This window comes from Pseudomonas putida, from assembly GCF_004357765.1.
Classification (GTDB): domain Bacteria; phylum Pseudomonadota; class Gammaproteobacteria; order Pseudomonadales; family Pseudomonadaceae; genus Aquipseudomonas; species Aquipseudomonas putida_U.
Window position 1 is genome coordinate 233,572 of the sequence record NZ_SMTE01000008.1, and the last position, 22,354, is coordinate 255,925.

The window sequence follows — 22,354 nt, forward strand, 5'->3', positions numbered from 1 at the left end:
TCTTGAGTATTTACGCGCGGCACTTTACCAGTTTCCACTGCCGTTCGGGCCTTTTCCGTCGAACAGGGTTCACCGCAGCCACGCTTGGGGCATAATGCGCACTATATTTCGTTCTGGGGCAACCATTCTTACAGCCCCAATGTCTTTCTCCCTCGTCCGCAGGGTATTTGTCACCTATGATCAAAGCGCTCCGTCCCCTCTTTCTCGCCAGCCTGCTGATGCCATTGGCAATCCCCAGCCAGGCAGCTGCCGTCAACACCACCCTCCCCCCCAAGGTGCAACAGGCCCTGAAGGCCAACAAGCTGCAGGACGACGCCCTGTCGCTGGTGATGTTGCCTCTCGACGGCCCCGGCACTGCCACGGTGTTCAATGCCGATATGTCGGTGAACCCGGCCTCGACCATGAAACTGGTCACCACCTATGCCGCGCTCGAACTGCTCGGCCCGACCTTCCAGTGGAAGACCGAGTTCTACACCGACGGCACCCTGAGCAACGGTGTGCTCAACGGCAATCTCTATCTCAAAGGGGGCGGCGATCCCAAGCTGAACATGGAGAAACTCTGGTTGCTCATGCGTGACCTGCGCGCCAACGGCGTACGCACGGTAACCGGCGACCTGGTGCTGGACCGCAGCCATTTCGTACAGCCTAACCTGCCGCAGTTCAACGACGACGGCGGCGACGTCAACAAGCCGTTCCTGGTCAAGCCCGATTCGTTGATGATCAACCTCAAGGCACTGCGCTTCGTGACCCGCAACGACGGGGGCAAGGTCACCGTTGCCGTTGAACCGCCGATCGCCAGCATCCATATCGACAACCAGGTCAAGCCGGTGGCATCCAAGAAGTGCAGCGGCGATGTGCGCTACAACCCGGTAACCCAGGCCGACGGTATCACCGTGACGGTCAGCGGTCAGTTGGGTGACGGCTGCAACTCGCAGACCTACCTGTCGCTGCTCGACCACCCGACCTACGCCGCCGGCGCCGTGCGGGCCATCTGGAGCGAACTGGGCGGCAGTATCCAGGGTCGCGATCGCATCGAGAACGTGCCCAAGAGCGCACGCCTACTGGCGCGGGCGTTCTCCCCCGATCTGGTCGAGGTGATCCGCGACATCAACAAGTACAGCAACAACACCATGGCGCAGCAGTTGTTCCTCAGCCTCGGCGCACGGTTCCGCACCGATGCCGACGGCGACGACGGTCGTGCCGCGCAGCGCGTGGTGCGCCAGTGGCTGGCCAAGAAAGGCATCACCGCGCCGCACCTGGTGATGGAGAATGGTTCGGGGCTGTCGCGGGCTGAACGGGTCAGTACCCGCGAAATGGCGGCCTTGTTGCAGGCGGCCTGGAAGAGCCCCTATTCGGCGGAGTTCATCAGCTCGATGCCGCTGGTGGGCATGGACGGCACCATGCGCAAGCGCCTCAAGCGCACCGCCATGGCCGGCGAAGGGCATATCAAGACCGGTACGCTGAACACCGTGCGGGCAATTGCCGGCTACAGCCGTGACAACAATGGCCATACCTGGGCAGTGGCTGCGATTCTCAACGACCCGAAACCCTGGGGCGCCTCCCAGGTGCTCGACCAGGTCTTGCTGGATCTCTACCGCCAGCCAAAGGTGGCAGGCAGCACAGCGGCCAACTGAAGCGGTCGACGACAGGACTCAGTCCGGACCGTCTTCGACCCGGTCCCGGCCAGCTTGCTTGGCCGCGTACACACCAGCATCGGCGCGTAACAACAAGGCATCGGCGCCCTCCCCAGGGCGCCACCCTGCGACACCAAAGCTCGCCGTCACCGTGCCGATATCCGTAACCGGAACGGCACGCACGCTATGCCACAACTCCTCGGCCAACAGGCGGGCCTGCTCGGCATTGGCGCCTGGGCACAGCACCATGAACTCCTCGCCGCCGAGCCGGCAGAACACGTCGGTACGCCGCAAGCGGTTGCCAATGCGCTGGCAAAGGCTGCGCAACACCTGGTCTCCGGCGGCATGGCCGAAGCGATCGTTGATACGCTTGAAGTGGTCGATATCGAGCATGATCACCGACAGGTCGGTGCCTTCGCGCTGGGCGCGATCGAGCTCGGCCTTCAAGCGCTCCTGAAAATAGCGACGGTTATGGATGCCGGTGAGGGCATCGGTGACCGACAAGGCCCGTAGCTCCTCCTCGACTCGCTTGAGGTCGGAAATATCGGTCAGGTAGCCATGCCACACCGTAGACTGCTGCCCGCCCACCTCAGGCGTCGCCTCGCCGCGTATCCAGCGCAATCCGGCGCGCGGCAGGCAGACCCGGTATTCCTCGCGCCAGGGCGTCAGGTGCTCGGCCGAATAGCGCACCGAACGACGGACACGCTCCAGGTCGTCCGGATGAATGCGTTCGAACACCGCCGAAGCGTCCTCGCGCAGGACCTGCAGGTCAATTTCATAGATGTCGTAAAGCCCCTCGCTGGCGTAGGGAAAGCACGAGTGGCCATCGGCATCCAGGCGGTATTGATAGATGCCGCCGGGCACTTCGTCGCTGAGCTTTTCCAGCAGCCGATCACGCGATGCCAACGCTTCGTGCACGCGACGGCGCTCGGTGACATCGATGCAGATGGCCAGATACCCGATCCACAAGCCCTGCTCATCGTTCACCGCGCTCACCAGCATATTGGCCAACAGCTGGCTGCCATCCTTGCGCAACAAGGTCCACTCCATGGGCTTACCGCTGCTTTCCTGCAACAGCGCCTCACCCTCGCGCCCACGGGGCAGGTGCAAAGCCTGGGCACGAGCGTCGAGCTCGGCTGCCGACACCAGCGCCTCAAGGCGCAAACTGCCTACCACCTCATGGGAGGTATAGCCGAGCATCCGCTCGGCACCGGCGTTGAAGGTGGTGATCACGCCCTTGAGATCGGTGGCGATGATCGCCACCTGGGTGGCGGCGTCGAGCACGCTGCGCAACTGATTATGGGTGTCTCGCAGTGATTGCTTGCTGATCCGCAGCTGCGCGGTCCGCTGCTCGACCAAGGCCAAAGCACGCTGGCGCTGGCTGAACAGATTGTAGAGCAGGACACTGAGCAACAGGCTCAGCAGGCCTCCGAGCACGGCGAGCATCTGCGCAAGGGAGGAGTGATTGGCAGTGAAGAACACCTGGCTGGGGCGGATGTCGAGCCGGTAGTGGTGATCGGCCATGTGCAACAAATAGGTACTCGAAAACCCCAAAGGTGCGGGTGCATTGTCCGATTCGAACAATACTTCGCCACCACCGGCCCCGGCAGGGTCGATCACGCGCATCACCAGGTTGTCGTCTCTGCCCCCGGACAACCCCTCGCCTAGCAACTGGCGCATGCTCAGTACCGCTATCACGTATCCCAGCGGAGGATTGTGCTCCTGACCCTCGCCGAACACCGGCGCCACCATCAGCAGCCCGCGGGTGTGTTCCGGCGGCAGGTTGATCAGGTCCAGAGGGGGCGAGACGGCCATGCTGCCGGGCACCGATGCGCGCTCCAGGACAGCCTGACGCTGCGCCTGGCCGGCCAGGTCCAGACCAGAGGGTTGCCCAAGCAGGTTGGCCGCCTGGGTATAGAGCACCGGAAAATACACCGCACGCTCCGGGGCGGGCTGCCAATTGCCTTGGGCATCCCGATCACGGATCAGATAAGCATGGCCGAGCCGGGCACTGGCTTGACGCTCGAATTCGGCGCGTTGGCCGTGCTCGACCCGCGGAGCCCACGAATATGCCTGGGTGCGCTGCAGCAGCGGCCCTGCATAGCCGTCGAACTCGTGCGGGGTGATGACATCGGAATAGCTGAAGAAGCGACGCAGGCCATCCAGGCGTTGCTCTTGTTGATCCAGACGCTCTGCCAAACGACTGTAGCGTTCATCCGCCAGCAGGTCGAAACGCTGGCGCAGCTTCTGCTTGTACAGATTCTGCGCCCCCAACGCGAGCGCCGCCGAGAGCAGGCCACCCGCTACCAGCGCCACCAGCGCTACCGCCCAGGCCGGCAGGCTGAACCTGCCGAGGCCGGCCCACTTCGCATACACCTTGGACATAGCACCGTCTCGTCACGTCAGCGTCCTGCGAATCAACTTGGCCCTGAACAATTTATAGCCATTGGCCATTATCCGTGCAAGCCCAAACGCTTCAGCGCAGCTGCAGACGCCAGGCACGGTGGATCCGGTTGTTGCGGGCAAAGTCCGGGTCCAGGGTCTGGGCGCTGATCTCCTCGACTGCATAGCGGGTCAGCAGGTGTTCATCGAACTGGAACTTGCGGAAGTTATTGGAGAAATACAGCACGCCGCCCGGGGCCAGGCGCGCCATGGCCAAGTCCAGCAGTTGCACGTGGTCGCGCTGCACGTCAAACACACCTTCCATGCGCTTGGAGTTGGAGAAAGTCGGCGGATCGATGAAGATCAGGTCATAGCTGTCGCGGTTGGCTTCGAGCCAGGCCATGACGTCGCCCTGCTCCAGACGGTTGCGCTCGGAGAAGCCGTTGAGCGACAGGTTGCGTCGGGCCCAGTCCAGGTAAGTCTTGGACAGGTCGACGCTGGTGGTGCTCCGCGCACCGCCCTTGGCCGCATGCACGGTAGCTGTGGCGGTGTAGCAGAACAGGTTGAGGAAGCGCTTGCCAGCCGCCTCGCGCTGGATGCGCATCCGCATCGGACGGTGGTCGAGGAACAGACCGGTGTCGAGGTAGTCGGTGAGGTTGACCAACAGTTTGACGCCGCCCTCCACCACCTCCATGAACCGCCCCTCGGTCCCCTGACGCTCGTATTGGCGGGTACCGCTCTGGCGCTCGCGACGCTTGAGCACCACACGCTGCGGATCGACGCCCAGCGCCTGGGGAATCGCCGACAAGGCGTCGAGCAGACGTGCCTGGGCCTTTTCCGGATCCACCGAGCGTGGCGGGGCGTATTCCTGCACATGCACCCAGTCTTGGTACAGATCGACGGCCAGCGCGTACTCGGGCATGTCGGCATCGTAAACGCGGTAGCAACCGACTTGCTCACGACGGGCCCATTTGCCCAACTGCTTGAAGTTCTTCTGCAGGCGGTTGGCGAACATCTGAGCCCCTTCCGACAGGCGCGCCGGCTGGCTGGCGATGGCCTCACGGACACTCGACCGAGCGTCGTCGCCCTGCGCCTCGCGACGCTCGCCGGTGACGAACTGGTCGGGCTGCACTTTGAACAGCAGCAGTTTGCACGGCAAGGCGCCGTTCCAGAACGCGTACTGCTTGTGGCTGCGGATCCCCATGCGTTTTCCCAGTTCGGGCGCGCCGGTGAAGACCGCCGCTTCCCAGCCCATGCAGGCCTGACGCAGGCGCTCGCCGAGGTTCTGGTAGAGGTACAGCAGGCTGGCCTCATCACCCAGACGTTCGCCATAGGGCGGGTTGCTGATGACCAGGCCCTTCTGGTTCTGGTCGGGACGCGGCTCGAAGCTGGCGACCTCGCCCTGGTAGATCTTCACCCAGTCGCCCAGGCCCGCGCGCTCGACGTTGTTGCGGCCTGGCTGGATCAGCCGCGGGTCGGCCTCATAGCCACGAATCCACAGCGGTGGCTTGGCCAGACCGGCCTCGGCACGCGCCTGTGCTTCGTCGTGCACCTTGCGCCAGAGCGCCGGCACATGGCCGAGCCAGGCCGTGAAGCCCCAGCGTTCGCGCTTGAGGTTGGGCGCGATGTCGGCAGCGATCATCGCCGCTTCCACCAGGAACGTGCCGACACCGCACATCGGGTCGGCCAAAGCACCGCCGGCTGCGGCGATTCGTGGCCAGCCGGCACGGATCAGCACGGCGGCGGCAAGGTTCTCCTTGAGCGGCGCGGCGCCCTGCTGCAGACGATAACCACGTTGGTGCAGGCTATGACCGGAAAGGTCGAGTGACAGGATCGCCTCGCCTCGGTCCAGGCGCAGGTGCACGCGCACGTCAGGATCGATCTTTTCCACCGACGGCCGCAGGCCTTCACGGTTGCGCAGTTTGTCGACGATGGCGTCCTTGACCTTGAGCGCGCCGAAATGGGTGTTGTCGATCCCCGACCCATGGCCGCTGAACTCGACGGCCAGTGTGCCATCAGCGGCCAGGTGGTCGGCCCAGTCGAGCCCATGGACGCCATCGTACAGATCGTCAGCGTTCTTCATGGGGAAGCGCTTGAGCACCAGCAGCACCCGATTGGCCAGGCGCGACCAGAGGCACAGGCGGTAGGCGGTTTCCATGTCGGCGGCGCCGCGAATGGCCGAGGTGTGCTCACGCACGTCATCCAGGCCGAGGCCCTTGGCCTCTTCGGCGAGCAGGCCTTCGAGGCCTTTGGGGCAGGTGAGATAGAGTTCGAAACGGTCCGACATGAGTCTTCCAGAGCCTTGGGCTGTTTGAGTGACGAAGCGACGCATCGCCTCGCCGATGTTTGCCCGAACGCCCTTCCAGCAAGCGTTCGAGTGGCCGCCGCTACGCGCCATGCGCAGAGGACGGCCGGGCCGCCCGGACATTCGGCCGCTTGCCGGGTGGCAAAGACAGCTTAGATCATCGGGCAGTACGAATAATTTCCCGCGAACCAGGCTCGATGTGACCCTTCGTCGCGTTTCCAGGTGTTTCCATCAGCGCATGCCAGCAATGGCAAAATGCCTATCATGCTGCGGCAAACCCCGATCACAGGCGGCTCAGGGCCAAACAAGGTTGAGTCGCATTTATTTACTTATCCTCTCACCCTAGAAAAGATTACGTCCTTATGACAAATCGATCATTCCCAGGGCGAGCCGCTTTCGATAGAACTGGTCTCAGGCCACTTCGCAACGAGGCGGCACTTTCAGCTCGCCACGCCGGCAGCGAGCGCAAACCGGCAGAACGATTCTGCCCGGCCTCGGAGAGGCCGACGGGACATTACAGTCAACAAGTGAGGGCAACACCCTATGAGAAGACTTAAGCGTGATCCGTTGGAAAGAGCATATTCACGTGGCTACCAATACGGGGTCACCGGCAAATCCCGCGAACTTTGCCCCTTCAATCTTCCTTCTGTACGCCAAGCCTGGATCAACGGCTGGCGCGAAGGTCGCGGTGATAACTGGGACGGAATGACTGGCACCGCTGGCATCCATAGACTCAACGAAAATCACGCCGTTGGCTGAACGAGGACATTGATTTCGAGTCACCATGCGCGCCCCATCCGGGCGGCGGGCTAAGGCCCAGGGGCCCCTTCAAGGGGCCCTTTTTTATGCCTCGCTCAACCACGCGGCATCGCAGCGATCGCATCCACCGCCTCACGGATCAGCGCAGGTCCCTTGTAGATGAAGCCCGAGTAGATCTGCACCAGGCTCGCACCGGCCGCGATCTTCTCGGCCGCATGGCGCCCTTCGGTGATGCCACCCGCCGCGATGATCGGCAACTTGCCGCCCAGCTCGCCGGCCAGCACCTTGACGGTGTGGGTGCTTTTTTCCAGCACCGGAGCGCCACTCAGGCCACCCGCCTCGCCGCCATGCTCCAGGCCTTCGACCCCTTCGCGGCTGAGCGTGGTGTTGGTGGCGATCACCGCATCCATCCCCGAGGCCAGCAACGCGCCGGCGACCAGGGCGGTTTCCTCATCGCTCATGTCCGGGGCGATCTTGATCGCCAAAGGCACTCGCTTGCCGTGCTCGCCCGCCAGTTGCTCGCGGCGCTCGGCCAGGGCATCGAGCAGTTGCTTGAGCGAATCGCCGAACTGCAGGCTACGCAGTCCGGGGGTATTCGGCGAACTGACGTTGACGGTGATATAGCTGGCTGCGGTGTAGACCTTGTTCAGGCAGATCAGGTAATCGTCCACGGCACGCTCGACCGGCGTGTCGAAGTTCTTGCCGATGTTGATGCCAAGCACACCCTCGTAGCGCGAAGCACGCACGCGCTCGAGGAGGTGATCGACCCCCAGGTTGTTGAAGCCCATGCGGTTGATGATCGCCGTGGCCTGCGGCAGGCGGAACAATCGTGGCTTGGGGTTGCCCGGTTGCGGACGCGGCGTCACGGTACCGATCTCGACGAAGCCGAAGCCCAGCTGGGCAAAACCGTCGATGGCCGCGCCGTTCTTGTCCAGTCCCGCCGCCAGCCCCACCGGATTGGCGAAGTTCAAGCCCATGACACTCACCGGCAATGGCGCCGGCTGCTTGCACAGCATGCCGTTGAGACCGAGGCGGCCACCGGCACCGATCAGGTCCAGGGACAGGTCGTGGGAGGTTTCCGGAGAAAGCTTGAACAGCAGCTGGCGGGCCAGGGTATACATGGGCAGGCGAGGCTCGGGGGTGAATGAGGGTGCGATTATAGCCAGCGCCGGCCTGGCATGACAGCAAATCCTCGGCGCCCTTGGCACATGGGTTGCTTCGCCTATGTCCACAGCCTATTCAGTACGGGCGAGGACTTTTGTGAATACAGCACCACTCGCGTGGGTCAACGGCAGCGATGCGCCGGAGAAGCCCAGCCTCGATATCGGCTTCATGGCCCTCACCGATTGCGCTTCGGTCGTGGTCGCCGCCACTCAGGGCTTCGCCCAACAGCAAGGCCTTACCCTCAACCTCAAGCGCCAGGGTTCCTGGGCCGGCCTGCGCGACAAGCTGGTCAGCGGCGAGCTGGATGCCGCCCATTGCCTGTATGGTCTGATCTATGCCGTGCACCTGGGCATCGGCGGAGTGCCGGCCAAGGACATGGCGGTGCTCATGGGCCTGAATCAGAACGCCCAGGCCATCAATCTGTCCTCAGCCCTGCAAGGCAAGGGCGTGACCAACCCTGAAGCACTGGCGCGACTGGTGCACCAGCATGGCACACGACTGACCTTCGCCCAGACTTTTCCCACCGGCACCCATGCCATGTGGTTGTACTACTGGCTGGCCAGCCAAGGCATCCATCCGCTGCGCGACGTCGACAGCGTGGTGGTGCCTCCTGCGCAGATGGTCGCTCACCTGGAGGCCGGTCGTATCGATGGCTTCTGTGTCGGCGAGCCCTGGTCGGCCGATGCGGTGGCCAAGGGACAGGGCTTCACCCTGACGACCAGCCAGTCGATTTGGCCGGATCATCCGGAAAAGGTGCTGGGGTGCGCACGCGCCTTCGTCGAACAGTACCCTAACAGTGCAAGGGCACTGATCAAGGCCATCCTGGCCGCCAGCCGCTTCATCGAACAAGGTGCCGACAACCGTCGCAGTACGGCGCAACTGCTCAGCGGCAGCGCCTACCTCGACACCGCGCCGGCCAACATCGAGCCGCGCCTGCTCGGCGACTATCACGACGGCCTCGGCAATCACTGGCACGACCCCCATGGCCTGCGGGTGTTCGACCAGGGTCGGGCAAACCTGCCCTACCTGTCCGATGGCATGTGGTTCATGACTCAGTTCCGCCGCTGGGGTCTTCTGCGTGACGATCCCGACTACCTGGCAGTGGCGCGCAAGGTCCAACAGTTGGCGTTGTATCGGGACGCCGCCAGCGCCATGGGCGTGCCCTGTCACGAAGCATCGATGCGCAGCAGCCTGCTGATCGATGGCATCCGCTGGGATGGCAGCGACCCCCACGGCTATGCCCGCAGCTTCCGCCTGCATGCCCTGGGCGAAGCGCCCAGCGCCCGCGTTGGACTGTGAGGACGCCACCATGCTGCGCATCCTGCTGATCGACGACACCCAGATGAAACTCGGTCGCCTCAAGGCGGCCCTGTGCGAGGCCGGCTTCGAGGTGATCGAAGCGCCAAGCCTGACCATCGACCTGCCCGCCTGCGTCGAAACGGTGCATCCGGACGTGGTATTGATCGATACCGACTCACCGGGTCGTGATGTGATGGAACACGTGGTGCTGGTCAGCCGCGAGCGCCCGCGGCCGATCGTGCTGTTCACCGACGAACACGATCCGGGGGTGATGCGCCAGGCGATCCAGGCCGGGGTCAGCGCGTACATCGTCGAAGGCATCCACGCCGCGCGCCTGCAGCCGATCCTCGATGTCGCCATGGCGCGCTTCGAAAGCGACCAGGCGCTCAAGGCGCAACTGCTGGCCCGCGACCAGCAACTGGCCGAGCGCAAACGAATCGAGCAAGCCAAGGGCTTGCTGATGAAAATGAAGGACTGCAACGAGGAACAGGCCTACACACTGATGCGGCGCCAGGCCATGAGTCGTCAGCAGAAGCTGATCCAGGTGGCGGAACAGATCATTGCCATGCATGAAATGCTTGGCTGAATCGGCGAACGCCGAGTTGGCCCGCGTCTTGCTCGACATAGCGCACCGGTAGCCAACGGCGGTTGCCCACTTACATCCGACAAAGACGTCGCTCTCTCTTTTCACTTTCGTGAAATGGGTAGCGGCGTTTTTTTGTTCCGTTGCATTGCCGAATGAGGTGTTCGATGACTACCAGCTTCTGGAAATCCGGGCATGTGCCCACTCTGTTCGCCGCGTTCCTGTATTTCGACCTGAGTTTCATGGTCTGGTACCTACTCGGCCCATTGGCGGTGCAGATCGCCGCCGACCTGCAGTTGAGCGCGCAGCAACGCGGCCTGATGGTCGCCACACCGATCCTCGCCGGGGCGGTGCTGCGCTTTGCCATGGGCATGCTGGTAGATCGACTGTCCCCCAAGACCGCTGGCCTGATCGGCCAGGTCGCAGTGATCGGCGCACTCGCCGGTGCCTGGATGCTGGGGGTGCGGACCTACGAACAGGCACTGCTGTTGGGCGTGTTCCTGGGCTTTGCCGGCGCATCGTTCGCGGTATCACTGCCGCTGGCCTCGCAGTGGTACCCGCCGCAGCATCAGGGCAAAGCCATGGGCATCGCCGGGGCGGGTAATTCTGGCACGGTGTTCGCCGCCTTGCTCGCACCGGCGCTGGCCGCAAGCTTTGGCTGGAACAATGTCTTCGGCTTCGCCTTGATCCCACTGCTGCTGACCCTGCTGGTGTTCACCTTGCTGGCGCGCAATGCCCCGCAGCGCCCCAAGCCCAAGGCCATGGCCGACTACTTCAAGGCCCTCGGTGACCGCGACAGCTGGTGGTTCATGTTCTTCTACAGCGTCACTTTCGGTGGCTTCATCGGCCTGGCCAGTGCCCTGCCCGGCTACTTCAGCGATCAGTACGGGCTGAGTCCGATCACGGCCGGTTACTACACCGCCGCCTGTGTCTTCGCCGGCAGCCTGATGCGGCCCTTGGGGGGTGCCCTGGCCGACCGCTTCGGTGGCATCCGCACCTTGCTGGGCATGTACAGCGTGGCCGCCATCTGCATCGCTGCAGTGGGCTTCAACCTACCCAGCGCGGCGGCGGCCCTGGCCTTGTTCGTCAGCGCCATGCTAGGCCTCGGTGCCGGCAATGGTGCAGTGTTCCAACTGGTGCCGCAGCGCTTTCGCCAGGAAATCGGCGTGATGACCGGACTGATCGGCATGGCCGGCGGTATCGGCGGCTTCCTGCTCGCCGCCGGCCTGGGCACCATCAAGCAACACACCGGCGACTATCAGCTAGGGCTGTGGCTGTTCGCCAGTCTTGGTGTGCTGGCCTGGTTCGGCCTGCATGGCGTCAAGCGTCGCTGGCGTACCACCTGGGGCTCGGCGGCTATCACCGCGGCGCGGGTCTGAGGTCGCTCGATGAGCCTGCAGCTGAGCTTCGCCCAGGCCACCGCCACCGGTCCGCGCGCGGAAAACCAGGACGCCTTGCGCCTGGTGACGCCAGCGCCGGAACTGGCGGCGAGCAAAGGCTACCTGTTCGCCTTGGCCGATGGCGTCAGCCAGTGCGCAGATGGCGGCCTGGCTGCGCGCGCCAGCCTGCAGGCGCTGGCCCTGGACTACTACGCCACCCCGGCGACCTGGGGCGTGCCCCAGGCCTTGGACCGACTGCTGAGTGCACAGAACCGCTGGTTGCGCGCACAGGGCAACGGTCAGCCGCTGCTCACCACCCTCAGCGCCCTGGTCCTGCGCGGGCGGCGCTACACCCTGGCGCATGTCGGCGACTGCCGCGCCTATCGCTGGCATGAAGGCCGGTTGCAGTGCCTGAGCGAAGATCACGTCTGGGACCAACCAGGCATGCAGCATGTGCTCAAGCGCGCCCTTGGCCTGGATCAGCACCTGCTGGTCGATTACCGCGAAGGCGAACTGCAGCCGGGCGAGCGCTACCTGCTGGTGAGCGATGGCGTCTGGGCCAGCCTGGGCGACCGGCACATCCAGTCGATACTGCGCGAGCAAACCGACCCGCAAGCCGCCGTCGACACGTTGGTAGCCAGCGCCCACCACAATGGCAGCCAGGACAATGCCAGCGCTCTGCTGGTACAGGTCGAGCAACTCGGCCCGGCCAACCTCGGCGATACCCTGGCACAATTGAGTCAGTGGCCACTGCCTGGCCCGCTGCGCGAGGGGCAGCTCATCGATGGCTGGCACGTCGACAACCTGCTGGCGCACAGTCGTCAGTCGCTGCTCTACCGGGTGCGCGATCCACAAGGCCAGCCATGGCTGCTCAAGACCTTGCCTGCCAGCTGTGAGGAGCCCGGCGCAATCCAGAGACTGTTGCTGGAAGAGTGGTTTCTGCGCCGCGTCACCGGACGGCATTTTCCTGAACTGCATGCCGGTAGCCAACGCCAGCACTTGTACTATGTGATGCGCGAATACAGTGGCCACAATCTGGCCGACATCCTTGCCGAGCATGGTCCACTGCCGCTGCCGCAATGGCTGGAGATGGCCCGCCAGCTGTTACACGCCGTCGGGGTACTGCACCGGCGTAACCTGGTACACCGCGACATCAAGCCCGACAACCTGCACCTGGGTCAGGACGGCCAACTGCGCCTGCTGGACTTCGGCCTGGCTTACTGCCCTGGGCTGTCCGAAGACCTGCCGTTCGACGTTCCCGGCACCCCCTCGTTCATCGCCCCCGAGGCGTTCGAAGGACAGGCACCCAGCCCGCGCCAGGACCTCTATGCCGTCGGCGTGACCCTGTACCAGCTGTTGACCGGCCACTTTCCCTACGGCGAAATCGAGCCGTTCCAGCGTCCGCGCTTTGGCCAACCGGTCAATCCTGGCCGCTATCGCCCCGACCTACCGGAATGGTTGCAGCACAATCTGCTGCAGGCCGTCGCGGTGGTACCGGCACAACGTTTCGAGACTGCCGAGCAATGGCTGTTGCTGCTCGAACGCGGCGAACGCCAGGACCTGCCCGACCGCCCGCGCCCCTTGCTCGAGCGAGAACCGCTGAAGGTATGGCGCACCCTGGCGCTGCTGTCTTTGCTGTTGAACCTGGTATTGCTCATTTGGCGGCTGTGATCATCTGCTCGCAGCAAATCCCAGACAAAGAAAAACCCGGCCGAGGCCGGGTTTTTCATTGAAGCGTCAAACCAATTACTTGGCCTGGGCTTCTACCTGAGCTTCAACGCGACGGTTGATAGCACGGCCTTCTTCGGTGGCGTTGTCGGCAACCGGACGGGTTTCGCCGTAGCCAACCGAGTCAATGCGGCTCGATTCAACACCGTACTGCTGGGTCAGGACCTGCTTGACAGCGTTGGCACGACGCTCGGACAGCTTCTGGTTGTAAGCGTCTGGACCCACGGAGTCAGTGTGACCTTCCACGGTGGTGGTGGTCTGTGGGTACTGCTTCATGAAGTCAGCCAGGTTCTTGATGTCGCCGTAGCTGTTAGGCTTGACGACCGACTTGTCGAAGTCGAACTTGACGTCCAGCTCAACGCGAACAACTTCGGCAACAGCCGGGCAGCCGTCGGCGTCAACGGTGACGTTGGCCGGGGTGTCAGGGCACTTGTCGACGTTGTCGCAAACGCCATCGTTGTCGCTGTCGGAGCAGACTTCAGCAACTGGAGCCGGAGCGACTTCAGCTTGCTTCGGGCTACCGCCGAAGTTCAGACCAACGCCAACGCTCGGGGCCCACTCGGTGTCGCCCTGGTCGATGTTGTACTGAGCTTCAACGCCGGCACGGGCGTAGAACATGTCGGTGATGTACCACTTGGCGCCAGCGCCAACGTTGGCGAAGGTGGAGTGGTCACGACCGCCACGGCCGGTCTGGCCCAGGCTCTGGTGCGAGAAACCAGCCGACACGTATGGACGGATGGCATCGTACGGGTTGTTGAAGTGGTAAACGGCATCCAGGGCGGTGTTGGAGCCCTTGATGTTCTTGCCGTCGTCGCCACGAGCGTTGTGCACTTCGTCGTAGCCCAGACGCAGTTCAACGTCGTCGGTCAGGAAGTAACCGATGGAACCGCCGAACAGGTTGCCGTCGTTCTTGAAGTCGCGCTGGCTGTCGAAGAATTCTTTCTTGTAGAAGATTTCAGTCTCGACGGCGCCTTGACCTTGTGCCATAGCGCCAATCGAAGTGGCGGCTACAAGCGAACCAATGGCCAAGCCCAAGGTGTTTTTCAATTTCATCCGTTAAATCCCCATCTGGTGATAGTTAAGCAGTCCCACCAACATCAGGGGGACAACTCGACGGCAAGTCTAGCAGAACTCGCCGATTGGTTAGAGATATTTCCTATGGACTAAGTTTCATCCATACCGGCAAATTTCTCTCTAAGCTTGTCTAGGGCGCGCTTGTAACGCATTTTTGTTGCACTGAGCCCCATATGCATGATATCGGCGATCTCCTGGAATTCCAGCTCTGCGACAAAACGTAGCACCAGGATCTCCCGGTCGATCGGATTCACATGCACCAACCACTTGTCCAGCCCGCCTTTCTCTTCGGCTTTCGGGGCCTTGTCCTCGGACGCCTCTTCTACAGGGTCCAGACTCAGGGCATCCATCAACCGGCGCTTGCGACGCTCTTTGCGGTACTGGGTAATGCACTCGTTGTAGGTGATGCTATAGAGCCAGGTCTTGAACTTCGACTTGCCTTCGAAGTTCTTCAGCCCGTAGAGCACCTTCAGCATCACTTCCTGACAGACATCGTCCGCGTCCCGGTCGTTCCCCAGGTAACGTGCGCACACATTGAACAGGGTCCGCTGGTAGCGCCTCATGAGTTCCTCATAGGCGCGGGTAACGTGGTACAGCTCCTCATGCGAACGCGCCACCAACTCCTCATCGGTGAGTTCGCGGGGGTCATAACGCATGGGCGGCGAATGAACTTTATTCAAAACGGATCTGGCCGACAGTCAGGTCAATGTCGCCGCTCGGCCCGCTCGGGCCGATTTTTGCGGCGGCATACATTAACAGCTTTTATGCGGTTAGCGGCTAGTGACTCGCTGCTCGAGCAACACACGGTTGGACAGCGACACTAGTTCGCCATCATCGGTGAGCACGGTCGTCTTCACCGTACCGATCTCCTCGATCTGCCCTTCGACCTCTCCAATCCGCACCTGCTGGCCGACCTGGTAGAGCTCACGCACATAGATGCCTGCCAGGATCTGCCCGGCGATTTCCCGGCTGCCCAGGCCCATGGCCAGCGCAACGGCCAGACCAACGGTAATCAGACCGATGACGATCACGTGGTTGAGCAGGTCGGTCTTGACCTCCAACTGGCTAATGGCCACCGAAATGCTGATGATCACCACCAGCCCTTGGGCGATGCGCCCCATGCCTGCGGCGTAATCGAGGCCGATGCCTTCGGCAGCGCCGCGCACCAGGCCGTTGACCAGCTGTGCCAACAGCACGCCGGCGAGCAGCACCAGGGCTGCGCCGAATACCTTGGGCAGGTACAGGGCAAGCATGTCCAGGGTCGCCGAAACCCGTTCCAGGCCCAGGGACTCGGCAGCCGAGACGAGGAAGATGAGCAACACGAACCAATAGACGATCTTGCCGATCAGGGTGGAAATCGGTACCTGAATGCCGGCGCGACCGAGCATCTTGGTCAGGCCGGTGCCGGCCATCAGGCGGTCCAGACCGAACTTGGCCAACAGCTTGGACAGCAGCGTGTCGAGCAGCTTGGCCACCACGAAACCCAGCAGCACCACGACCAGCGCGCCGAACAGGTTGGGGATGAAGTTCGCTACCTTGGTCCAAAGGGCAGTCATGGCAGTGACCAGGCTCTGGGTCCAGAGATCGAGTTCCATATTCAATCGGCCTTATCAGCTTTGCTGCCGGCGGCAGCGTTGCGAGTAGAGTGTCGACGGACCGGCGCGACATGCGCCGAACCGTTGTTCACGGCGATCAGCAGCGCCTGGCTCCATCGGCCAAGCAAGCTGAACAGATCGCCAGCGCCGACCTGGCGGTTGGCGGTTTTCAGCACGCGACCCAGGCAGGCGGCATCATCCCGGTCCTTACCGGACGGCGACGCCTTGAGCAGGTCGCGCAAGGATTCTTCAAACGGATCGTGCATGGGCACCTCGCGCAGTGTCAGTCAGAGACGAGACGGCCGGGCCATGGGTCACAACCTTCATACCCAGCGCAGACGACGGAACAGCCACCACTGCCCCACGGCCAACCCCAGCACGACCATGCAGGCGAACAGAAAACCGTAGGGATTCTGCGCCCCAGGAATGCCGCCGACGTTGATGCCGAGCAAGCCGGTGATGAAACTCATCGGCAGGAAGATGCAGGTGATGATGCCGAACTGGTACATGGTCCGGTTCATCCGCTCGCTGCGCCGGCGATCCTCGCTTTCCAGCACCAGCGCCGCGCGCTCGCGGGCCAGCTCGAGTTCCTCGAGGTAACGGATCAGGCTGTTGTTGAGTTCGTTCCAGTAATCGGCATCGGCCGGGGCGAACCAACTCCATTTGCTGCGCGAAAGCTGGGCGTAGATCTCCCGCTGCGGGGCCAGAAAGCGCCGCAAGCCCGCGGCGCGTCGACGGATCTGCTGGAGACTGCCGTGTTCGGGGCCAGCATGGCGTGAAGAGTACCGTTCGTCGGATTCGAACTTCTCCTCCTCCAGATCGACCAGTTCAGACAGGTCGCTGACCAGTGCCTGGACCTTCTCGGTCAGCAGTTCTCCCATCAGCAGCAACAGTTCCGATGCCGATCTCGGCCCCCTGCCTTCTTGCAATTGCTGAAGGATCTCTTCGCTGGCACGCAGCGAACGCAAACGCAGGGAGATGACACGCTGCGCCTGGGCGTGGATACGCACCGACACCATGTCCTCGGGTTCGGCACCCGGATTGAGGTTGACCCCGCGCAGGAACAGCAGCAATTGTTCCTCGGCCAGCGGCAACAACCGTGGCCGGGTATTTTCTTCCAGCAGCAGGTCGCAGGCGAACTCGCTCAGGCCGCTGTCGCGCAGCAACCAGGTACGGGTCTGCGGGTGGCTGCGATCCCAGTGTAGCCACAGGCTTTCCTGCGGCTGCAACTGCAAGCCATCCAGCTCGGTACGGGCGATTGAACGCGCGCCGCCTTTACCATCGAGCACCAGGGCATGGACCAGCCCCCACTGCGCGTTGTCTTCCTCGAACATTGACGCTCCATCAGCGCGTACGGCGCATTACTCCGGCATTTTCAGCGGGCTTGGCGAGACGATTACGCCGTTGTTGTCAGCATATACATACTCGCCTGGGCGGAAAGTAACACCGGCGAAGGTCACCGCCACATCGAGGTCGCCCAGGCCGCGCTTGTCGGTCTTCTTCGGGTGGCTGGCCAGCGCCTGCACCCCCACGTCAGTCTGGATCAGCACATCCACGTCGCGTACGCAGCCATAGATGACCAGCCCCTCCCAGCCATTCTTGGCGGCCTTTTCGGCAAGCATGTCGCCCAACAACGCACAGCGCAGTGAGCCACCCCCGTCAACTACCAGCACCTTGCCCTTGCCATCGAGTTCGACCTGCTCCTTGACCCGCGAGTTGTCCTCGAAGCACTTGATGGTGACGATCTGGCCACCGAAGGAATCGCGGCCGCCGAAGTTGCTGAACATCGGCTCGAGCACCTGGACCAGGTCCGGGTAGGCATCGCACAGGTCGGGCGTAACGTAATGCTGCATGGCAAGCTCCTGTCAGTCGCAACGAAAGCGGATGTGGAGCTAGGCTACACCGGAGCGGTCGGTGCAGTCATCCCAGACCGGGCGGTCATTCAGGTTTTATGGAAACCTGTGATCACCCCGCCGGCACAACCTCCGCCGCCACCGTCGCCTCATGCACCGCCACCAACGGGTCGCGCAACCAGCGCTCCACCAATGGCCATACCTGCGCCTGCGCCGCCTTGCTCACCAGCATGTCGACATGGCCAAACGCCTCGAAACCCTCTTCCCGCCCGAGGCGCAGGAACTGCTTGCGCTCCCCACCCAACTGCTCGTACAACTTGCGGCACGCCCATACCGGGTCCTGAGTGTCCCCGGCGCCGGCCACCACCAGCAGCGGTACATCGACGTTGGCCAACCCCGCCCACCAATCGTCGCCCTTGTCGCCGAAACGCCCGAACAGGCCATGCCAGCGCATGCTTTCCAGCGCCAGACCAATCGGTTCGTCCTCCGGGCCACGTTTCAAGCGCGGACCGGAAAGGTGCCCCCAACGCTTGAGCAGCAGCTTCGCTCCCCAGGTCAAGGGTGGCACTTTCAACGGCCAATACACCCGGCTCACCTGGCTGCCGAACAACGCTACGCTAGCCATCTGGGTGGCCGGCAGGTAGCCCCCACCCAATGCCGCTGCCAGGGTGGTGCCGCCCAGCGAATGACCGATCCAGTGCGGCGCTCGCGCCGCCTGTTCGTGTACGAAAGCGGCGATCGCCGGCAGGTCGTAGCGGGCATAGTCGGCCACGCGATTGCGCTGCCAGTCGCGGTTGCGCGGCGACAGGCCGTGGCCACGCATCTCTGGGATCCACACGTCGAAACCGGCACGCGCCAGTTGCGCCCCCAGTCCGATGCCTTTGGGCGAATACCAGAAGCGTCGGTTGGAAAAACTGCCGTGCAGGAGGATGACCGGCTGGCCATGGCCAGCGGTCTGATCCGCCAGCCCCAGGCGGGTGACAGCCAGTTCGACGCTCGGATCCGGGCTGTTGCCGGCCTTGATCCGGTACACGTCTTCGCTGAGGTCGCCCCGGCGCTCGGCGCTGAGCAGGGCCACGGGAAATAGAGTGCTGCTGCTTTGCATAGATGACTTGCACAAAAAAAGGGCGGGATCCATTGCTGGAACTCGCCCTGGATAGACCAGGCGGGGGCGCGCCAGGCACGTCCCCGCAATTTACCAGATCAAGCCGCGCCCTGGCCCTCGGCCAGGAAGAACCAGGTCTCGAGGACCGAATCCGGATTCAGCGACACGCTTTCGATGCCCTGCTCCATCAGCCATTTGGCCAGGTCCGGGTGGTCCGAAGGGCCCTGGCCGCAGATGCCGATGTACTTGCCGGCCTTGTTGCAGGCGGCGATGGCATTGGCCAGCAGCTTCTTGACCGCAGGGTTACGCTCGTCGAACAGGTGAGCAATGATGCCCGAGTCGCGGTCCAGGCCCAAGGTCAGCTGGGTCAGGTCGTTGGAACCGATCGAGAAACCGTCGAAGTACTCGAGGAACTCCTCGGCCAGGATGGCGTTGGACGGCAGCTCGCACATCATGATCACGCGCAGGCCATTGTCGCCACGGGCCAGACCGTTCTCGGCGAGCAGGTCGACGACCTGGCTGGCTTCGCCCAGGGTACGCACGAACGGCACCATGATCTCGACGTTGGTCAGGCCCATTTCATTGCGCACGCGCTTCAGGGCGCGACATTCGAGCTCGAAGCAGTCACGGAACGACTCGCTGATGTAACGCGAAGCCCCACGGAAGCCCAGCATCGGGTTCTCTTCTTCCGGCTCGTACAGCTTGCCGCCGATCAGGTTGGCGTACTCGTTGGACTTGAAGTCCGACAGGCGCACGATGACCTTTTTCGGGTAGAAGGCCGCGGCCAGGGTGCTGATGCCTTCGACCAGCTTCTCGACATAGAAGCCGACCGGGTCGTCGTAGCCCGCGATGCGCTTGTCGACGCTCTCTTTGAGCTCCGGCGGCAGGCCGGCGTAGTTCAGCAGTGCCTTGGGGTGCACGCCGATCATGCGGTTGATGATGAACTCCAGACGCGCCAGGCCGACACCGGCGTTGGGCAGCTGGGCGAAATCGAAGGCGCGGTCCGGGTTACCGACGTTCATCATGATCTTGAACGGCAGTTCCGGCATGGCATCGACCGAGTTCTGCTTGACGTCGAAGCCCAGCTCACCTTCGAAGATGAAACCGGTGTCGCCTTCGGCGCAGGACACGGTCACGCCCTGGCCATCCTTCAAGACCTGGGTGGCGTTGCCGCAGCCAACGACGGCCGGAATGCCCAGTTCACGGGCGATGATCGCCGCGTGGCAGGTACGGCCGCCACGGTTGGTGACGATGGCGCTGGCGCGCTTCATGACCGGTTCCCAATCCGGGTCGGTCATGTCGGAGACCAGTACGTCGCCTGGCTGGACCTTGTCCATCTCGGACACGTCGTTGATCACGCGGACCTTGCCGGCGCCGATACGCTGGCCGATGGCGCGGCCTTCGACCAGCACGGTGCCCTTTTCCTTGAGCAGGTAGCGTTCCATGACGTTGGCGCTGGCACGGCTCTTCACGGTCTCAGGACGGGCCTGGACGATATACAGCTTGCCGTCGTCACCGTCCTTGGCCCACTCGATATCCATCGGGCGCTGATAGTGCTGCTCGATGATCATGGCCTGCTTGGCCAGCTCGTTGACTTCGTCGTCGCTCAGGCAGAAGCGCGCACGGTCGGCGCGGTCGACTTCGACGGTCTTGACCGAACGACCGGCCTTGGCTTCGTCGCCATAGACCATCTTGATCGCCTTGCTGCCCAGGTTGCGGCGCAGGATCGCCGGACGGCCAGCCTGCAGCGTCTGTTTGTGGACGTAGAATTCGTCCGGGTTGACCGCACCCTGCACGACGGTTTCACCCAGGCCGTAGGCGCCCGTGATGAACACCACGTCGCGGAAGCCCGACTCGGTGTCCAGGGTGAACATCACGCCGGCCGTGCCGGTTTCCGAACGGACCATGCGCTGCACGCCAGCGGATAGGGCCACCAGCTTGTGATCGAAGCCCTGGTGCACGCGGTAGGCGATGGCGCGGTCGTTGAACAGCGAGGCGAAGACCTCCTTGGCCGCACGGATCACGTTGTCCACGCCACGGATGTTGAGGAAGGTTTCCTGCTGACCGGCGAAGGAAGCGTCGGGCAGGTCTTCGGCGGTGGCCGACGAGCGCACGGCCACGGCCATGTTGTCGTTGCCCTTGGACATTTCGGCGAACGCCGTACGGATTTCCGAATCCAGACGCGCCGGGAACTCGGCCTCCATGACCCACTGACGGATCTGTGCGCCGGTCTTGGCCAGGGCGTTGACGTCATCGACGTCCAGCGCATCGAGCGCAGCGTGGATGCGGTCGTTCAGCCCGCTCTGTTCGAGGAAATCGCGGTACGCCTGAGCCGTAGTGGCAAAGCCGCCCGGCACCGAGACGCCGGCACCGGCAAGATTACTGATCATCTCGCCCAGGGATGCGTTCTTGCCCCCCACATGCTCTACATCATGGACGCCGAGCTTATCGAGGGAAACTACGTACTCTACCAAGGTGATCTCTCCACTTCTGTATGGGAAACGCTCAAGGGCGCCGGCCTGCCGCTATGACTTGACCGGGCGCTTGTGGCCTGTACCTGGAAAATAAGTGAGAATGCCGACAGCCACGTTCGGCAAACCGAACTTATCATATCCAAGATTTGTCATCAGCTTAAGGCCCAGATCGCAAATGAAACGAACCGCGTTCTTCATCTCCGACGGCACCGGCATCACGGCCGAAACCCTGGGCCAAAGCTTGCTAGCGCAGTTCGATAGCATTCCGTTCAATAAATTCACCCGCCCCTACATCGATACACCGGACAAGGCGCGGAACATGGTGGCGCAAATCAACGCGGCCGCCGAACGCGACGGCATGCGGCCGATCATCTTCGACACCATCGTCAATCAGGACATCCGTGAGATCCTGGCGACGTCGAACGGCTTCATGATCGACATCTTTTCGACGTTTTTATCCCCACTTGAGCAGGAATTGACTGCCCATTCGTCGTATTCCGTCGGAAAATCCCACTCTATCGGGGGCAACTCGAACTATATGGAGCGGATCGAGGCGGTGAATTTCGCCCTCGATAATGACGACGGAGCCCGTACCCATTATTACGACAAGGCCGACCTGATCCTGGTCGGCGTGTCGCGTTGCGGCAAGACCCCGACCTGCCTGTACATGGCCATGCAATTCGGTATCCGCGCCGCCAACTACCCGCTCACCGAAGACGACATGGAGCGCCTGCAGTTGCCAGCGGTACTGAAGAAGTACCAGCACAAGCTGTTCGGCCTGACCATCGACCCCGACCGCCTCACCGCCATCCGCCACGAGCGCAAGCCCAACAGTCGGTATTCGAGCTTCGCCCAATGCGAGTTCGAGGTACGGGAAGTGGAGAATCTGTTCCGCCGCGAGAACATCCCCAACATCAATTCGACGCATTTCTCGGTGGAGGAGATTTCCGCGAAGATCCTGGTGGAGAAAGGTGTGGAGCGTAGGTTCAAGTAGGGCGTGGGGCTCGCCGTAAGTTGTTC

General features: G+C 62.8%; 18 protein-coding genes. 7 read left to right on the plus strand and 11 right to left on the minus strand.

Features of this window, described 5'->3' with window-relative positions; genetic code table 11:
* Positions 1–176: 176 nt before the first annotated feature.
* Entirely contained in the window at positions 177–1,634 is a 1,458-nt protein-coding gene (dacB, locus tag E2H86_RS14200) for a D-alanyl-D-alanine carboxypeptidase/D-alanyl-D-alanine endopeptidase (RefSeq protein ID WP_133328783.1), read from the plus strand.
* Between the two features lie 18 nt (positions 1,635–1,652).
* On the opposite strand, the gene E2H86_RS14205 is transcribed toward dacB, so the two are convergent.
* Positions 1,653–4,019, minus strand: coding sequence for a sensor domain-containing diguanylate cyclase (locus E2H86_RS14205; protein WP_133328785.1), 2,367 nt, complete (start codon positions 4,017–4,019; stop codon positions 1,653–1,655).
* Between the two features lie 91 nt (positions 4,020–4,110).
* A complete protein-coding gene (gene rlmKL / locus E2H86_RS14210; protein ID WP_133328787.1) occupies positions 4,111–6,303 on the minus strand; it encodes a bifunctional 23S rRNA (guanine(2069)-N(7))-methyltransferase RlmK/23S rRNA (guanine(2445)-N(2))-methyltransferase RlmL in 2,193 nt (730 codons plus the stop codon).
* A 561-nt stretch (positions 6,304–6,864) separates the two neighbouring features.
* Between rlmKL and rmf the strand changes: the two genes are divergently transcribed.
* Entirely contained in the window at positions 6,865–7,080 is a 216-nt protein-coding gene (gene rmf / locus E2H86_RS14215) for a ribosome modulation factor (protein ID WP_003248687.1), read from the plus strand.
* Positions 7,081–7,175: 95 nt separating this feature from the next.
* Here rmf and E2H86_RS14220 read toward each other — a convergent pair whose 3' ends face one another.
* A complete protein-coding gene (locus E2H86_RS14220; protein WP_133328789.1) occupies positions 7,176–8,201 on the minus strand; it encodes a quinone-dependent dihydroorotate dehydrogenase in 1,026 nt (341 codons plus the stop codon).
* A 103-nt stretch (positions 8,202–8,304) separates the two neighbouring features.
* On the opposite strand from E2H86_RS14220, the gene E2H86_RS14225 reads away from it, so the two are divergent.
* The 4 genes from E2H86_RS14225 (at position 8,305) to E2H86_RS14240 (ending at position 13,176) form a co-directional block, all read left to right on the plus strand.
* Positions 8,305–9,543: a CmpA/NrtA family ABC transporter substrate-binding protein gene (locus tag E2H86_RS14225; RefSeq protein ID WP_133328791.1), complete on the plus strand. Its 1,239-nt coding sequence runs from the start codon at positions 8,305–8,307 to the stop codon at positions 9,541–9,543.
* Between the two features lie 10 nt (positions 9,544–9,553).
* Complete coding sequence (locus E2H86_RS14230; RefSeq protein ID WP_133328793.1) at positions 9,554–10,129, plus strand: ANTAR domain-containing response regulator; 576 nt, start codon at positions 9,554–9,556, stop codon at positions 10,127–10,129.
* 164 nt (positions 10,130–10,293) lie between these two features.
* Positions 10,294–11,505 carry a nitrate/nitrite transporter gene (locus tag E2H86_RS14235; RefSeq protein WP_133328795.1) on the plus strand — a complete coding sequence of 404 codons (1,212 nt, stop codon included), beginning with the start codon at positions 10,294–10,296 and terminating at the stop codon, positions 11,503–11,505.
* A gap of 9 nt (positions 11,506–11,514) precedes the next feature.
* Positions 11,515–13,176 carry a bifunctional protein-serine/threonine kinase/phosphatase gene (locus tag E2H86_RS14240; RefSeq protein WP_133328797.1) on the plus strand — a complete coding sequence of 554 codons (1,662 nt, stop codon included), beginning with the start codon at positions 11,515–11,517 and terminating at the stop codon, positions 13,174–13,176.
* Between the two features lie 75 nt (positions 13,177–13,251).
* Here E2H86_RS14240 and E2H86_RS14245 read toward each other — a convergent pair whose 3' ends face one another.
* The 8 genes from E2H86_RS14245 to ppsA form a co-directional block, all read right to left on the minus strand.
* Positions 13,252–14,286, minus strand: coding sequence for an OmpA family protein (locus E2H86_RS14245; protein ID WP_133328799.1), 1,035 nt, complete (start codon positions 14,284–14,286; stop codon positions 13,252–13,254).
* A 110-nt stretch (positions 14,287–14,396) separates the two neighbouring features.
* Entirely contained in the window at positions 14,397–14,963 is a 567-nt protein-coding gene (gene sigX / locus E2H86_RS14250) for an RNA polymerase sigma factor SigX (RefSeq protein WP_133328801.1), read from the minus strand.
* Between the two features lie 114 nt (positions 14,964–15,077).
* The gene (locus tag E2H86_RS14255; protein WP_133328803.1) at positions 15,078–15,902 is read right to left on the minus strand and encodes a mechanosensitive ion channel family protein; all 825 of its coding nucleotides are present in this window, start codon (positions 15,900–15,902) and stop codon (positions 15,078–15,080) included.
* Positions 15,903–15,904: 2 nt separating this feature from the next.
* On the minus strand, positions 15,905–16,168 hold the full coding sequence (locus tag E2H86_RS14260; RefSeq protein WP_133328805.1) for a CrfX protein: 264 nt from the start codon (positions 16,166–16,168) through the stop codon (positions 15,905–15,907).
* 57 nt (positions 16,169–16,225) lie between these two features.
* Entirely contained in the window at positions 16,226–17,236 is a 1,011-nt protein-coding gene (locus tag E2H86_RS14265; RefSeq protein ID WP_133328807.1) for a zinc transporter ZntB, read from the minus strand.
* A 27-nt stretch (positions 17,237–17,263) separates the two neighbouring features.
* Entirely contained in the window at positions 17,264–17,755 is a 492-nt protein-coding gene (gene rraA, locus E2H86_RS14270) for a ribonuclease E activity regulator RraA (protein ID WP_133328809.1), read from the minus strand.
* A gap of 112 nt (positions 17,756–17,867) precedes the next feature.
* Complete coding sequence (locus E2H86_RS14275; RefSeq protein WP_133328811.1) at positions 17,868–18,893, minus strand: alpha/beta fold hydrolase; 1,026 nt, start codon at positions 18,891–18,893, stop codon at positions 17,868–17,870.
* A 65-nt stretch (positions 18,894–18,958) separates the two neighbouring features.
* Positions 18,959–21,334, minus strand: coding sequence for a phosphoenolpyruvate synthase (gene ppsA / locus E2H86_RS14280; RefSeq protein ID WP_133328813.1), 2,376 nt, complete (start codon positions 21,332–21,334; stop codon positions 18,959–18,961).
* A 175-nt stretch (positions 21,335–21,509) separates the two neighbouring features.
* On the opposite strand from ppsA, the gene ppsR reads away from it, so the two are divergent.
* On the plus strand, positions 21,510–22,328 hold the full coding sequence (ppsR, locus tag E2H86_RS14290; protein WP_133328815.1) for a posphoenolpyruvate synthetase regulatory kinase/phosphorylase PpsR: 819 nt from the start codon (positions 21,510–21,512) through the stop codon (positions 22,326–22,328).
* Positions 22,329–22,354: the final 26 nt, after the last annotated feature.